Origin of the sequence: Morganella psychrotolerans, assembly GCF_001676055.1 — a bacterium.
In the GTDB taxonomy this organism is placed as follows: Bacteria; Pseudomonadota; Gammaproteobacteria; order Enterobacterales; family Enterobacteriaceae; genus Morganella; species Morganella psychrotolerans_B.
On record NZ_LZEX01000012.1, the window covers coordinates 149,791 to 165,319 of the forward strand.

Consider the following 15,529-nt stretch of genomic DNA (forward strand, 5'->3'; position numbering starts at 1 on the left):
CGGACCAGGTTACTGATGCGTGTACTGTTAGCACCAATGCAGGGGGTCTTAGACCCCCTTGTTCGTCATTTGCTGACTGAAGTGAATGATTATGATCTTTGTATCACCGAGTTTGTTCGTGTGGTGGATATGCTGCTGCCGGAAAAAGTCTTTTTCCGCATCTGTCCTGAACTGGCGCACGGCGGTGTAACGGCATCCGGAACACCGGTTCGGGTGCAATTGCTGGGACAGTATCCGCAGTGGCTGGCAGAAAATGCGGCGCGTGCGGCAGAACTCGGCTCGCAGGGAGTTGATCTCAACTGTGGTTGTCCGTCAAAAATGGTCAACGGCAGCGGCGGCGGGGCAACCCTGCTTAAAGATCCGGAACTGATTTATCAGGGCACCCGGGCTATCCGCGCAGCAGTTCCCGCACATCTTCCTGTCTCGGTAAAAATCCGCCTCGGCTGGAGCAGCAGCGAGCATCAGTTTGAGATAGCGGATGCGGTTGAACAGGGCGGTGCGACTGAAATCACCGTACACGGACGAACCAAAGAGGCCGGATACCGCGCTGAGCTTATCGACTGGCCGGCAATCGGCGCTATCCGTCAGCGTTTATCTATCCCGGTGACTGCCAATGGTGAAATCCTGGATTGGCAGAGTGCGCAAAACTGCGCAGCCGTCACCGGCTGTGATTCCCTGATGCTCGGGCGTGGTGCACTGAATGTGCCCAATCTCAGCCGTGTGGTGAAACACAACAGTCCGTTTATGCCGTGGGCGGATGTGGTTGCCTTGCTGCACCATTACACACAGCTGGAAAAACAGGGCGATACCGGATTGTATCATATGGCGCGGATCAAACAGTGGTTCAGTTATCTGCACAAAGCCTATCCTGAGGCCGAATCACTCTTTTCCGTTATCCGTACACTGAAAGATTGCCCCTCCATTGCACAGGCTATTTCCCGTGAGCGGGATAATATACCCTTATTCATTCAAACTGCAGGTTCGTTGGCCGCACTCAGCTAGCCGGGTCACATACTGATGTATGCTCCCGGTCTATCTTCCCTTGCCGCCTGCCTGCATCTTGAATGACATTGGTATATTTACGATCAGAATGCATAAAATTTGCATTTTCCTGTGTATCGCACTTTAATTAACAGATAAGCTACAATTAACTGAACCACAAATTTTTCTGAATCCGTCTATATGCAGCAGGAGGCATTAATGAATTTTCTGTCCTGGATTATCTTCGGTCTGATTGCCGGAATATTGGCGAAATGGGTTATGCCCGGAACCTATGATATCGGCTTTATTATGACAATCATATTAGGTGTTGCCGGCTCCGTGGTCGGGGGATATATCAGTGTCTTTTTCGGTAAAGGGCGCGTAGACGGGTTTAATTTCGGTAGTTTTGTTGTAGCCGTTATTGGTGCGATGGTGGTGTTATTTCTGGCTGGTGCCATTTTCGGCTGAATGTTAGCCGGTTAAATCATAGTTATGGGCTGATACCACAGCAAAAAGCAGTAAAATGTCAGACATGCCGGGGCAGATAGTTGCTCCGGCATTTTTATACCCTTATTCATTCAAACTGCAGATGCGTTGGCTTCGCAATTACGGCTCAATAGGCAGGGTATCGGAACCACCCCATTCAGCCCATGAACCATCATACAGACGGACATTCTGATGGCCAATGAGTGTCAGTGCGAGAAGCAGAACAGCGGCAGTCATGCCGGAGCCGCAGGAAACGACGAGGTATTTGCTTAAATCCACACCGGCATCGCGGAATAATTGCTGAATTTGTGTCGGAGTTTTGTAGCCGCCGTTTTCCACCAGCGTATTCCACGGCACATTACAGCTGCCCGGGATATGACCCGCTCTGACACCGGGACGCGGATCCGGCGTCAGTGCCTGAAAGCGATCAACTGAGCGTGCATCGACAATCTGAATTTCCGGATCGGTAATGGCAAGCAGCACATCATCTTTATTTACCGCATTGTGACGCTGAAATTCAGGCGTAAATACTTTCGGCGCAGGATGTGCGATTTCACCACTTTCTGTGGCATAGCCGGCATTCATCCAGCCGTTTAAGCCGCCCTGAAGAATACGTAAATTTCTGACACCAAAGGTTTTCAGTGTCCACCAGGCGCGCGGGGCGGAAAACAGATTGCCCTGATCATAAATAATCACCGTGGTATCGTTATCAATCCCCAGAGCACCTGCGGCCTGCGCGAATGTTTCCGGTGACGGCAGCATATGCGGCAGCGGGGACGAGGTATCAGCCACTTTATCCTGATCAAAATAGTGTGCACCCGGAATATGACGTTCAAGCCATAGCTGATAACAATCTGCGGGTTGTGCGGGTGGCGCTTTGCTCACATCGAGAACGACAAGATTGTCGTCATGCAGGTGTGTGTGCAGCCAGTCCGGAGTAACAAAATAGTCTCTGTACATCGGAATTAACCTCGTTAGCATGACGCAGACGGCTACCGTGTTTCGCGGGTGGCGGCTTCCTGCGCCGTGGATGGAGAATCAGGGGCAACTGAACGATTATACATGTTCATCCCGGCAAGAAAAACGCCGCCGAGGGAGCCGAAGGCAAAAATAAAAATGAAAATAATCAATAATTTCTTCATAGATGTTTTTTACAGTTATCAGGCTGAGCCGGTCAGCCGGCAGAATACAGACAGTATGTTGAACAATTGTAACAAACTTTTGACCAAACCGTATGCTGAAAACGGGCTGTTTTTTTTGCTGTAGTGTGAAACAATAGCCCCCTGTTTATTTATCCATAGGTTTTCTGATGTCCCTCTCCGCCACTGTCAAACAACAAATCAGCGCCTGGTATAAAGCTCTGCCGGAGCAGATTGACGGCTTTGTTCCGCGTGCACCGCAGCGGGATATGATTGCGGAAGTGGCGCGGACGATGGCAGGCGATGAAGGGCGTCATCTGGTTATTGAAGCCCCGACCGGTGTGGGAAAAACATTGTCGTATCTTATCCCGGGCATTGCGGTGGCGCGTGAACAGCAAAAATTGCTGGTAATCAGTACCGCAAACGTGGCATTGCAGGATCAAATTTACAGTAAAGACTTGCCGCTGCTGGCAAAAATTATTCCTGATCTGAAATTTACCGGTGCTTTCGGACGCGGGCGCTATGTCTGCCCGCGTAATATGGCGGTGATTGGTGCGGCTGAAGGTGAGCAGATTGATTTGATGCTGCTGCTGGAAGATAAAGCGGATGTGGCAACCGCGTCTGAACGTGATACGGTGCGGCAGTTACAGAATGATTTTACGTCGTTCGGCTGGGATGGCCTGCGGGATCATCATAAAAAATCTATTGCGGACAGTCTGTGGCGCAAAATCAGCACCGATAAACTCAGTTGCCTCGGACGTAACTGCCAGTTTTATACCCGCTGCCCGTTCTTTTTGGCGCGGCGTGAAATCGATACTGTCGATGTGGTGGTCGCCAACCATGCACTTGTTATGGCGGCGATGGAGAATGAATCCGTCCTGCCGGAAAGCAAAAAATTGCTGCTGGTACTCGATGAAGGTCACCATATTGCCGATGTTGCCCGTGATTCTCTGGAAGTGGAAGCGGATATCACCCTTGTTTCACTTCAGGCGCAGCTTGATAATCTGGCTAAGTTTGTTACTCAGTATATTCAGCAGTTCCGCCCGGTAAAACCGCCGAAACTGGCAGACAACGCGCGCCTGCAAAAGCACCTTGAGGTTATGCTGGAGACTTACCGCGATGTGGCAATGTACACACAGGCGCTGTTACCGGAACGCGCAGCGGATCCGCACTATCTTTTCCCGCTCGGTGAATTACCCGAACCGCTGATGAATGCCGCACAGCAACTGTCAAAACAGACAGATGCCCTGCACGCCATGGTGGAAGCCATTCTCAGTGATCTGAATGAACAGACGGCAAAACAGGATATCGTGCGCCTGCACAGGTCGATTCTGACGGCCGGTAAAATGCTGGGTGCGCTGGAAAATATGCGCAAATTGTGGCGTCAGGCGGCAATGTCGGAGATTTCTCACGCACCGGTGTCGAAATGGCTCAGTCGCCGCTATGAAAAAAATCAGTCTCACCTGTGGTTTCACTGCGCGGGGATCCGTGTCAGTGAACAGCTCGGGCATCTGCTGTGGCGTAATGTACCGCATATTGTTGTTACATCTGCCACACTCCGCTCCCTCAACAGTTTCAGCCGCCTTCAGGAGATGACCGGGCTGAGTGAAAAAGCCGATGACCGCTTTGTTGCTCTCGGGTCACCGTTTGATCACTGCCGCCAGGGGCGTCTGGTTATTCCGCAGATGCAATATGAACCGACACTGGCTGATGAAGCGGCGCATATTGAAGAAATGGCGCGTTATTTCCGCAGCCAGCTTGAGTCCGGTGAACATCGCGGCATGCTGGTTCTGTTTAACAGCCAGCGGGCAATGGATCTTTTTCTGACACATGTGACAGATTTGCGGCTGCAATTGCTGGTTCAGGGTGACCAGCCCCGTTACCGGCTGGTGGAAACGCACTGTCAGCGGATCAGGGACGGGCAGAACAGCGTGCTGATTGGTTTGCACTCTTTTGCGGAAGGACTGGATCTTAAAGGGGATTACCTGACACAGGTGCATATTCATAAAATTGCGTTTCCGCCGGTAACCAACCCCGTTATTATTACCGAAAACGAGTGGCTGAAGTCACTGAACCGCTATCCGTTTGAAGTGCAGAGTCTGCCGAGTGCGTCTTTCACACTGATCCAGCAGGTCGGGCGGCTTATCCGCAGTAATCAGTGTCATGGTGATGTGGTGATTTATGACAAACGCCTGCTGACGAAGCGCTATGGCAGCCGGTTACTCAATGCCTTGCCGGTCTTTCCGATTGTGCGTCCGGAGATTGATTAGAGAAAGAAAAACGGACATCCGTTGTCCGGTGAGATCCTGTGCGGTACTAATCGTAGGTAATATTGAAGATCATTTTAGCCTGGACATCCCCCGGGGAAACGGAATTACCATGCTGATAATATCGGGCAATATAATTCATGTTGTATTCAACCTCCTGCAAGCTGGCCAGTTTACCGATAAGGTAAGGCTGTTTCATCAGCAGCGGGACATTGCCGGTGTCCAGTACCTGGATACCCACTCCTTTTGCTGAATTATCGCCGGTCAGCTTATTTTTCAGCACACCACGGTTGTTTTCTGTATCCGGTGCAAGGTCGGCGTCAAATGTGATATTAATATTACTGTACCCTTTATCATCAACACCTCCGCTGCATAACAACTTAATCATAAACGGTTTTTCACCAACCGTTGTTCCTTTTCCCGAGAATGAGGTGTATTTGGCCGGCGGAAGATAAACATCCTGATTATTTCCCGAGGTCACCAGACATGACGGAGAAACAATCGTAATAGCCTCAGCGCTCAGAAAACTGATAATCGCGGGTTGAATACCGCTGTTTGGTTTATAACCATACCGGGTATATTCTCCCTGAGCGATGCTTCCCGAGCCTGTTTTCAGGGCTGTTTTGATGATTTCGACAGTAAAGTCTGACCCGCCGAGATAGGCGGGTTGTAAGCTGTCAGTACTTCCCGGCACGCGGTAAGTATCCGGATAGGTCATCCCGACTTGTCCTTTACGGGTAAAGCGGAGTCCTATCCCGGAAATATTGGTGGAAAAGACCTTATTCGCTCCCTCAGATCCCGGGGAGATAATAATTGCATCCAGAATCGTTCCTCCCCGGCAGCGCGCCCAATATTTCCCTGTCTGCGGCATAGACCATGTTCTTTCTTTGATCACTGAGCCGACAGGAAGATCCGGGCGGACAACCACGCGACCAAAAACCATATCAATCATTTCTGCCGTAACGGCGTCGTCACGAATGCATTCGGCATAAGCACTGCTGCCGGTAAACAGAAGCGCCAGTGCGGCGCAGCGGATATTATGATGTTTTATTGACATAGTGTGTTCTGCCTTTTGCTGAGATCCAGCGGGAAGGTACAGGTTTCATTTTCCAGACGGACAACCCCTTGCGTTGCCTTTTCATCATTGATAAGAACAGTACTTCCCTGTGAGACCACGCCAATAGTGTTTCCTTTCGGATCAGTAACTTCTGTGCCGAAGGGAAGCGGTCGTCCGTCGGTTCGCCGGACAATATACATAATGTTTTTTTCGATTTTTGTGCCAAATTTAACTTTAACGATAGCGCCCTCATAAGGGGCGATATCCGCAGAGGTATTCCGGAATGCGACATCTTCAGAACTGCCTTTGGGATCAATTTCAATTTTATTGACGCGGTATGGCCTGACATACGGCATCAGGACATAGCCGCTCTTATCAAACCGGCTGGCAGGGAATCCCAGTAATGATGCGCCCTGTGCATTTTCAGCTTCAGCCAGAACCATTGTGCCGGATATTTCAGGTGTGAACGTTATTCCGCCGGAGTGGGCCACCACTGAGCCGCTGGCTCCCATGCCGAACTGACTGTATTTTCTTCCGTAACTGTAGTTGGCGTTAAGATTAGAAATCGAATTACGGTAGCCTCCGTTGACAGAGGCCGCATAATTACTGTCTTTCATCGCTGTGGCACTGACACCATAAGTCAGCGTGTTTCCGGCATCGAGGGCACCGTTGACCCCGATTTGTGATGAACCGAACCGTTTATTATCAATCCATGTATTCGATGACATGGTTGCGCGATACCCGTCACCGAATGACAGCGGATAGTTTAAGTTGAGGTTAATACTGTCGTTATAGCCTTTTTCACGATCATCAGAATAGGTGCGCATGAAACCGACGGAATAGGATAATTTTTCAAAATTGTTGTTATAACTGAACTGATATTGCTTATCCTGCCGGTCACTGTCCCAATAATCAGATATTCGTCCGGTCAGATACAAACTACCTAAATTTTCTGCAAAAGATTGGTTGACGGAATAAATGAATCCCTGCTTTTCGCGGTAATTACCGGTAAAGTCATTATGTTTTTCAGCATTAATACTGTATATCGCATCATTGACGGAGTAATAATCGCGGCTGGATCGACGGTAATAAGATAAATACAGGTTGGTATTTGTACCCGGATAAATCTGGCTGAATGAAAATTGATAGTTTTCACCCTGAGCGGTGTTGTGTTTAAATTCTGTCCGCGCATGAGTGGCATCGAGAGAAAAAGTACCGACAGGGGTATTAAGACCGGTTCCGGCAAGCCAGGCATAGTAGTCTTCAGAGATATTTGCACCTGAATAGAGGGTCAGGAAGTTATTCAGCCCGTACTGTAACGAACCCTGCATGATATTCGGGCGATAATTTAATCCGTCATAATCCGCTTTACCGGCATTGATGTCATAGCGGAAGAAGCCGGGCCGGACTAATTTATTGGATGACGTATAAGGAACAGAAAATGTACTTTCACTGCCATCGGCTTCTTTGATGGTCACTTCCAGATCATTACCATAACCGGATGGATTAATATCTGCTAATTCAAACGGACCGGCCGGTACTGAGGTCTGATAAATAATAAGTCCGACCTGGCGAACCGTCACCAGGGCATTACTCTGCGCTATCCCGCGAATTAACGGAGCAAAGTTTGTCGTACCGTCAGGATACATGTTGCCGTCGGTGGTTAATTTAAGGCCACGCAACCGCACGCTTTCCAGAATCTCCCCTTCGGTGGCAAATTGCCCGGCGGTAAATTTAGAATTAATGGCTGCAACAGGGCGCTGCAAATAAGTCTGATTGCTTTTCCAGCCTTTTCTTCCGTCGCGCTGCCAGCTGTAGTTACCTTCCTGTTTCAGTAACCAGCCTTTAAACGACAATCCTGCATTGGTGGTCAGATAAAAGGTATCATCATTACTGCTGCCATAGTCGGTTTGTTTGCTGTGATAATAGTTGCTCATATAGGAAATATTAAGAGCGGTAATACCGTGATCCCAACTGTCCGCAGAGATATAACTGCCGGTATTAAGCAGGTAAATCTGCGGAACAGTGATAAATAATTGCAGAGTACTGGCTTTTAAATTGTCAATAACCAGTGGAGAGCTGTTCCATTCATTGAGTGGCAGACAGCTGTTTTTATCTGATTCAGCACCGGAATTCAGTTTCTCTGCATTAATTCCGAAGGCATAGAGCATTTTTTCCGAATAACAAATTCCGAGATGCTCTCCGGATATTTTTTTCACCTGCACATCATGGCGGCCCTGCCATTTGTCATTGGTGTAAACATCAATGGAATAGGTTCCTTCAGAAACAGCGGAAACACTGAACCGGCTAAGGTCAGCGTTCTCTTTTGATCCGACAATAAATCCACTCTCAAACTGATAGTCTGTATTTTCTTCAGACCAGGCCGTAAAAGACACAAGTAAAATTCCGGCAGAAGGCTTTATAAAGTAATCAATTATTATGGTTTTTATACTTATATTTAACATGTTGAATTAGTGTCTATTCTAAAGTTGCGTTAAAGGTAAGATCGGAACCGTAATCATTAATGTTACTGATGAATAGTTTGTCTCCGCGTTTTACTGATTTGTTCAGCGGTATTTCTGTCCGGTTTTTGGGTAACAACATAACTGATTTTTGAATAAGTTGTTTTTTATCGGATAAAGTGATTGCTGTCACTGTAATATAAAATGGTGATGCATTATTTATTTCCAGTGAATTACCTTTTGCTGTAAAGGTTAATTGTTCCGTTGCAAGATCACGGTTGCCAAGACCTGCTGGCCGGTAAAATAATTTAAATCTGGACCGTATCGCCAGCTGTAATAAATTTTTCCCGTCGTTCATGGCTTCTTTATTAATGGGCGGGATATCTAATATATTAAGCCACCACAAGGTTTCTCTGTCGGTCGCAATACCCGTTTTATCAATCAATTTTATTCTTAATGTCTGCCCGCCTTTTGCATCGACACGGGAGATAGGCGGGGTAATTTGGAATGGTGTGGTGATGTTTTCAGGAAGAACGGTTGAGTCACCGGTATCAAGCCATATTTGTGCAATCGCCGGGCGATCGGCTAAATTACTTATCTGTATGGTAATCTCTTTCTCGCTTTCCGGATAAATAAAACGCGTGCCGTTAACAATAATATTATCGGCTGAAGTAAAAAAACTAATAAAGAATAAGGTCAGAAATAAATATTTTTTCATTTTAGCTCCGGAATCAGGTGGTGCTGTTCACACCACCTGAACAAAAAAACAAAGAGTATTCCAGACGACTTAAATATTAATTGTAAACAATTTCATAAGTGGCATAACTGTGCACCGCACCTGTTGTTACAGTTGCAGGTGTTGCAGTTGCATAGCCGACGTAGTAAGTAAATTGTGCGCTGTTTCTGACTAAATCAACAATAGGTGTGACTTTTCGTTGTGAAGCGGCGCCGGGAACTATTTTACCGTTAAGACTTGCATTTCCATTAATAGACAGTGCCAGCTGAATATCTTTTGCTCCGCTAACGTCAGTGTTAGCCAGGTAACCAGCCTGTGCGAGAGCAGCATTTTGTAACAGGTTACCACCGACCCAATTGATACCCAGTTTGTCCGCAGTTAATGGGCCACCGGCGGTAATAACCGGTTGATCTACCGCCAGGCAGTTTGATACGTCGATAATAAACGGTTTTGCTTTCAGGTAAGTATGCGCTCCCGCAGCTCTGACTTCAGCCAGTGAAACCGGTGCCAGACGAACATTAGCATCACTTTGCTGACCATCAACCGAAATGGTGCATGACACGTCTGTTACTTTACCAAAGAAATCAACCTGTCCGCCGCCGACGTTTGTTGATGCAGCATTTGCCATTGAGAATCCAAAGGCAGCGACAACAGCAGATGCAATAATTAATTTTTTCATTCTTACTTCCTTATAATATTGTTGGTTATATAAAAACAAGTATATAAACGATCCTGTGTTTAACGTATTTTTACTAATGTAATGACTCACTATTACCGGGTATTATTGCTTATTATTTTTATTTTTAAATAAAACAAGTCTCAGGCTGTTTATCTGGCTAATTACCCAAGTTGATTCTTGTTTTTTTAATTTAAATTTATTGTGATTCATGCTGATGTATATGACATTGAATATATCTCGTCACTAACATGAACCTTATTTGAGTTTATGAGTGTTTTTTGTTTTTTGGAATACGTTTATCTACGCATTATCATAAATTATTTAGGTCGCGATATATAACCCTATGTTTTACTATAAAACCGGGTGATAAACCTATTGCTATGATTTTATAACGGAAATTAGTTAATCTAATAATTTTTGATATTGTGTTTTTTCGGAATATTGATTTACCTCATTATTCAGCATTGGGAATAAAAATAAGAAATAAATAATAAATACAATATGGATTATTGGTAAGATTGAAAAGTAAGAAGATAGGTAGTGACGGAGATCTCAAAATATAAAAATAATAGATTGAGCATATTATCAGTGCTGACTCAGTGCGGAGTTATTCTTGTATAAAAAGAATCATTCCGGATAATTTTTGCTCTTTTTATATACAGACAGGTGAGTTTTTCTATCATTTTGTCATTAAAACAGGGTTGACTAGAGAAAGTAAATAAAGAGCATAAGAGAAGAATGACACTTTCTGATAAGAATCTGGCTGGATAAATAATTTCTGTAACGATTCAGCAGGAAAATAAAAAAAAACCGCCCGAAGGCGGTATAAAGGGTAGGATTGACTCACAAGGTGTTACTTTTTTTATTATTTCCGACACATACACACGTTATATTTTCATATTATTTATACAAATCAATGGGTTTGTATAAGTATATTTCCTGTGTTATTCAATATTCGCTTCGATAAACCACAGATATTGATCGAGATCCCGCGAAGCGGCTGTAAACATATCAGCGGTATTTTCATCTTCAACCCGGCTGACAGCACGGCGGATATCATTGGCGACGATAGCGTAGCGGTCAGCCAGTGCTTTAAGATGATCCTGAACCGAATGAATATTGGTCGGATATGCCGGTAATGTTCCCGCCTGACTGATCGCCTGTGATGTTCCCAGTGCAACGCCGCCGAGTTGTACCGCGCGCTCTGCAAAGGTATCAAGATGGCTGTTCAGCGTATCCCGCATATCGTCCAGCATTTCATGGACAGCAATAAAATTCCGGCCGCGCAGATTCCAGTGTGCTTGTTTGGTCATCAGCGACAGGTCAATAAACTGAATAACCTGATGATTCAGCTCATCAATAGTGGCTTGTTTTATATCATCAGCAATATCGTTACGGGTATACACTAAGTGAGAAGCAGTGTTTTTAACTAATTTAGCGGTGCTCATTATTGTTCCCCTTATTTCTTATTTAAGATAAGTAAGCTCATTTGTTTCGATGGGGTAACTATAGAGCAGCAGTGATAATAGTTAAAATCGATTAAATCTATAGAATCAATAGGCGGGATTGTGTGTAGTAAAACCGGCAGGAGGCCGGTCTTATAATATGGAGAGCTTATTATTTTATTTTTTTGATTTTGGATTTTGGTTTGATAGTAAGCGCCGCCCCCATGGAGGCAATAACGATGCAGGTCAGCGCCAGCCATTGTGTAAAGGTCAGGTGCTCATGTAAAAATGTAATACCGACCATGGCTCCGACTACCGGCTCCAGGCTCATCAGTGTTCCGAATGTCCGTGTCGGCAGCCGGGTTAAGGCAACCATCTCCAGAGAATACGGAAAAGCGGTCGACAGAATGGCGATCGCCAGTCCCAGCGGCAGCACAGCCCAACTGAACATCACACTGATATCACTGTTAAATGCCCCGAGCGGGAAAAAAATAAGTGCGGCGATAAGGGAGCCCAGTGAAACGGTTGCAGCGCCATAGAACTTTCCGGCGCGTTGCCCGAAAATAATATAGAGCGCCCAGCCGGCACCTGCGCCAAGTGCGTAAAGCATTCCGATTGGGTCAAGTTGCTCAAGTTGCCCTAATTGATCACCTATAGGTAATAAAAAAGCCAGCCCGGTTATCACCAGTACAATCCAGAAAAAATCAGCAGGCCGGCGGGCGCCAAACATCGCAACAGCCAGGGGGCCGGTAAATTCCAGTGCGACGGCAATACCCAGCGGAATAGTGGTCAGCGCCAGGTAAAAAAGATAATTCATTATGCCGAGAGAGATCCCGTAACCTAATATCGGCAGAATTGAAGCCCGCGTAAAACTGAGCCGCCAGGGTTTAAAAATAATAAATAAGATAGCGGTTCCCAGCAGCAGGCGCAGAGCGGTAACTCCCGGGGCACCAATCACCGGAAAGAGCGTTTTTGCCAGCGAAGCACCACTTTGAATAGACACCATGGACAGCAGCAATAAGCCAATGGGTAACCACGGAGAACCACCGTGCTGACGGGGAGACGCAGACATGAAAACCTCGGGAGCAATAAGAAAAAAAAACGGATAATGACACAGAAAGTGTCATTCAATCTTACCGGGGCTGATTACGGATAGCAAACGATAACTGAGACAAAAAAAAGAGTTTTCAGGCTAAGTAAATAAAAGTGACTGAAGTTGCTTGAGCTTCCCCTGACCGGAACCTTTACACTCAGCTTGCCTGTACGGTAAGTCAGTATAATAAAAATATGTCAGCAGTTGTAAGAGGTTAATTATGATAAATAAATATGTATCCGTTCCTGATTTTTCCGCAGATAAGTCATCTGTCATTAACTATATTTTTGCTTTTCTGTTTATTTTATTGATGGCCGGTGCCGCGGTTATCTTTGAGGATAATGAAATTATCCTGCCGGAAATAGCGGCAATGGCAGTGGCTTTATGGGTTTATAAAACACCTGAGTGGGTAGCACAGGCAGATAAAATATTTATTGTTCCGTCCGTTACCGCGCTTATTGGTTTTGGCATTAATATGCTGACCATTTCTTATACCGCAAAAATCGGCCTTGTTTTATTAGCGATGGCACTGATGATGAATGCGATGAAATTTGTGTTTCCGCCTGCGCTGGCGACAGGTTTTTTACCCGTGGTGACCAATGCCCATGAATGGTCTTTTATGATTTCTGTTGTGGTGACAACGGCATTACTTATGGCGGCTGTAAAGCTGTACGGGTTTGATAAATCATCCGGTCGTAAACCTGAATTTAATCAGGCTGCATTGTGGATATACACCGGGATTACGCTGCTCTGGACAGGGCTGACACTATTTTTCGATATCAGTCAGTTTGCGGTGATCCCGCCGCTGACGGTAGTACTGTATGAATCACTGAAAATGAAGCAGTATCCGGTTCACATGGCGATCAAACAGATAATTGTACTTAATTTATCAATTACTATGGCGGTACTGCTCTGGCTTTTTATCAGCAATTTGCTGGTACTTTCTTTCATTTTTATTATTCTGATGTATCTGCTTCAGGCTGTTTTTTCTGTAAAAATTCCGGCAGTTTATGCTTTTCCTTTTCTGGTCTTCGTCTTCCCGGCTGAAAGTGTTCTGTATTTACCGGTGGGGAGTTTTCTGGTCTCTGTTTTTTCATTTGGTGTGACATTTTTAATTAAGAAAAAACTAACAATATAGAAAAAAATGCTGTGTAACATACGCAGATTCGGCGGATGCTATCATCAGCAGGTCTGCGTATAATTATGCCTGTTTTTTATTAAAATTGAGTATGACGGGGTGAATATGCGTGAGATAAAACAAATAGCGGTGTATTGCGGATCAAGTATCGGTGCCACGGATATTTACCGCCGCGAAGCGGTGAAATTTGCGGAAGTTCTGGTTGAGCAGGGAATTACGCTGGTTTACGGCGGTGCCAGTGTGGGGATCATGGGAACGATTGCAGACACGGTACTGAGTGCCGGCGGAAAAGCCATTGGTGTGATCCCATCATTACTGGAAGGCCGGGAAATTGCGCACAAAAATCTGACTGAACTTTACCGGGTCGGCACAATGCATGAGCGAAAAAGCAAAATGATTGAGCTGGCAGATGGTTTTGTTGCCCTGCCGGGCGGGTTCGGTACGCTGGAAGAGTTTGCCGAGGTCTTTACCTGGAGCCAGATTGGTCTGCATCAGAAACCGGTCGGGCTGATGAATATTAATCACTATTATGATCCGCTGCTGACCATGATGAATACCATGGCTGATGAGCAGTTTATGCAGGAAAAATACCGCCACATGGCGATTGTGGAAACTAATGCAGAAAATCTGATCCGCCGTTTCCGTGATTATGAAGCACCATCAGTCAAAACCTACGATTAACCGGGGACGAAATAATGAATATCCGTTCTGCGCAGTTGAATGATACCGGTCGTATTGCTGAGCTTTATCAGCAATTATTTACAGAGATGGCCGCCTTTCAGCCGGAGCGCTGGCTGCCGGCTGAGCAGACCTGTGAATTTATTGAAAATGCGCTAACAGATGAAAAATTTCATTTGCTGGTGGCGGAGCAGGGCGGGAAAATAGCCGGGTTTGTTATTGCACAGACTCAGGAAACGCCGGCCTACAGCGGTATACGTCCCCGTCGTTTTGGCTATATATTTGATATTGTTGTTGATCCGGCTGTTCGCGGGCAGGGCACGGGTAAAAAATTATTGAGTGCGGTAAAAGCCTGGTCAAAAGCGCAGGAACATACGCATCTTGAATTATCTGTTTTGCCGGAAAATAAAGGCGCAATGCGTCTCTATGAGCAGGAAGGTTATCAGCCGGTGCTTCACAGACTGGCGATCACACTCTGATTATACGCTTATTCATTCAAACCACAGGTGCGTTGGCTACGCTTGCCGCCTGCCTGTAACTTGAATGACGTTGGGTATACACATTATTGGTTTATCTGTTGCTTTAATACAATGGCTCTCTCTTTCCATTGCCGGTTAAACCGTTGTGCTGATTTCGGCATTAGATTATAGGTTGTCAATACCTGCTCAAGAAGCGGGAGTGCTTCGTGATTACGGTTATTATCAATAAGAAAAGAGGCATAGCTTATTTTTATTTCAATGCGATCCTGATACGCCATCAGCGAGTTAAATTCATCGTCAGCTTCATTATTTTTGCCTGATTTTGCTAATGTGCGGGCATATAATAAATGGCCGGAGGCAGAAACAAATCCGGGGTTATGTTCTGTTAATGTGTCCAGTATTTCTTTACAACGTGAATAGTCTTCCATGTGAAACAATGTATCTGCATAGCGTAACAAAATATCCGGTGAAGACTGATTATGTCCTTGTAATGACTCATTAAAATAATGCGCTGCATCCTGATAGCGCTCTTTGTCAGCATAGGCGTCGGCCAGCATCAGACAATGTTCGGTTGTCGGTGCAATATCATACTGACGTTGCGCTTCCCTGATATCTTTATCCGGATTCAAAACCGATTTTATTTTTGATTCCAGACGGTTGGCATGGCGGCTATGGCGAAATTCAGGGAGCCAGACGGAGAATGCATAAGTAATGCTGCCGACCACAGGAAATACAAATAAAATGAATAACCAGTAATAGTTTTGCTGATTTTTGACTGCATGGATTGCAAAATAAATGGCAGGAATTAAATAAAGTATTGCAGCTAATAATGGCATCACAGCCCCGCTATATCCGTTGTTATCTTATTATGTGAAATTATCAGGGATTG

15 protein-coding genes are annotated in these 15,529 nt (G+C 45.7%); 6 read left to right on the top strand and 9 right to left on the bottom strand.

Features of this window, described 5'->3' with window-relative positions:
* Window positions 1–15 precede the first annotated feature (15 nt).
* Window positions 16–1,002, top strand: coding sequence for a tRNA dihydrouridine(16) synthase DusC (gene dusC / locus AYY17_RS09215; RefSeq protein WP_067423155.1), 987 nt, complete (start codon window positions 16–18; stop codon window positions 1,000–1,002).
* Between the two features lie 198 nt (window positions 1,003–1,200).
* Complete coding sequence (locus tag AYY17_RS09220) at window positions 1,201–1,449, top strand: GlsB/YeaQ/YmgE family stress response membrane protein (protein ID WP_067423157.1); 249 nt, start codon at window positions 1,201–1,203, stop codon at window positions 1,447–1,449.
* Window positions 1,450–1,587: 138 nt separating this feature from the next.
* On the opposite strand, the gene sseA is transcribed toward AYY17_RS09220, so the two are convergent.
* Together sseA and AYY17_RS21860 are read right to left on the bottom strand one after the other, a co-directional pair.
* Complete coding sequence (sseA, locus tag AYY17_RS09225) at window positions 1,588–2,427, bottom strand: 3-mercaptopyruvate sulfurtransferase (protein ID WP_067423159.1); 840 nt, start codon at window positions 2,425–2,427, stop codon at window positions 1,588–1,590.
* A 32-nt stretch (window positions 2,428–2,459) separates the two neighbouring features.
* The gene (locus tag AYY17_RS21860; protein ID WP_166417021.1) at window positions 2,460–2,609 is read right to left on the bottom strand and encodes a hypothetical protein; all 150 of its coding nucleotides are present in this window, start codon (window positions 2,607–2,609) and stop codon (window positions 2,460–2,462) included.
* A 167-nt stretch (window positions 2,610–2,776) separates the two neighbouring features.
* Between AYY17_RS21860 and dinG the strand changes: the two genes are divergently transcribed.
* Window positions 2,777–4,876: an ATP-dependent DNA helicase DinG gene (dinG, locus tag AYY17_RS09235; protein ID WP_067423163.1), complete on the top strand. Its 2,100-nt coding sequence runs from the start codon at window positions 2,777–2,779 to the stop codon at window positions 4,874–4,876.
* Between the two features lie 46 nt (window positions 4,877–4,922).
* On the opposite strand, the gene AYY17_RS09240 is transcribed toward dinG, so the two are convergent.
* The 6 genes from AYY17_RS09240 to rhtA form a co-directional block, all read right to left on the bottom strand.
* Window positions 4,923–5,930: a fimbrial protein gene (locus AYY17_RS09240; RefSeq protein WP_067423165.1), complete on the bottom strand. Its 1,008-nt coding sequence runs from the start codon at window positions 5,928–5,930 to the stop codon at window positions 4,923–4,925.
* Complete coding sequence (locus tag AYY17_RS09245; RefSeq protein ID WP_162271107.1) at window positions 5,921–8,326, bottom strand: fimbria/pilus outer membrane usher protein; 2,406 nt, start codon at window positions 8,324–8,326, stop codon at window positions 5,921–5,923. Before AYY17_RS09245 ends, AYY17_RS09240 begins: the two co-directional genes overlap by 10 nt.
* An 82-nt stretch (window positions 8,327–8,408) precedes the next feature.
* Window positions 8,409–9,110 carry a fimbrial biogenesis chaperone gene (locus AYY17_RS09250; protein ID WP_067423167.1) on the bottom strand — a complete coding sequence of 234 codons (702 nt, stop codon included), beginning with the start codon at window positions 9,108–9,110 and terminating at the stop codon, window positions 8,409–8,411.
* 76 nt (window positions 9,111–9,186) lie between these two features.
* Entirely contained in the window at window positions 9,187–9,807 is a 621-nt protein-coding gene (locus tag AYY17_RS09255; protein ID WP_067423169.1) for a fimbrial protein, read from the bottom strand.
* Between the two features lie 944 nt (window positions 9,808–10,751).
* On the bottom strand, window positions 10,752–11,255 hold the full coding sequence (gene dps, locus AYY17_RS09260) for a DNA starvation/stationary phase protection protein Dps (RefSeq protein WP_067405378.1): 504 nt from the start codon (window positions 11,253–11,255) through the stop codon (window positions 10,752–10,754).
* A gap of 169 nt (window positions 11,256–11,424) precedes the next feature.
* Window positions 11,425–12,324, bottom strand: a complete 900-nt coding sequence (gene rhtA, locus AYY17_RS09265) for a threonine/homoserine exporter RhtA (RefSeq protein ID WP_067423171.1) — start codon at window positions 12,322–12,324, stop codon at window positions 11,425–11,427.
* 241 nt (window positions 12,325–12,565) lie between these two features.
* Here rhtA and AYY17_RS09270 point away from each other — a divergent pair, with 241 nt between their 5' ends.
* The 3 genes from AYY17_RS09270 to AYY17_RS09280 all read left to right on the top strand — a co-directional run bounded on the left by AYY17_RS09270 (window position 12,566) and on the right by AYY17_RS09280 (window position 14,640).
* The gene (locus AYY17_RS09270; protein WP_067423173.1) at window positions 12,566–13,483 is read left to right on the top strand and encodes an HPP family protein; all 918 of its coding nucleotides are present in this window, start codon (window positions 12,566–12,568) and stop codon (window positions 13,481–13,483) included.
* 105 nt (window positions 13,484–13,588) lie between these two features.
* Window positions 13,589–14,164: an LOG family protein gene (locus AYY17_RS09275; protein ID WP_067423175.1), complete on the top strand. Its 576-nt coding sequence runs from the start codon at window positions 13,589–13,591 to the stop codon at window positions 14,162–14,164.
* Window positions 14,165–14,178: 14 nt separating this feature from the next.
* The gene (locus AYY17_RS09280; protein WP_067423177.1) at window positions 14,179–14,640 is read left to right on the top strand and encodes a GNAT family N-acetyltransferase; all 462 of its coding nucleotides are present in this window, start codon (window positions 14,179–14,181) and stop codon (window positions 14,638–14,640) included.
* Window positions 14,641–14,723: 83 nt separating this feature from the next.
* On the opposite strand, the gene AYY17_RS09285 is transcribed toward AYY17_RS09280, so the two are convergent.
* A complete protein-coding gene (locus AYY17_RS09285) occupies window positions 14,724–15,476 on the bottom strand; it encodes a tetratricopeptide repeat protein (protein ID WP_067423179.1) in 753 nt (250 codons plus the stop codon).
* Between the last annotated feature and the right edge of the window lie 53 nt (window positions 15,477–15,529).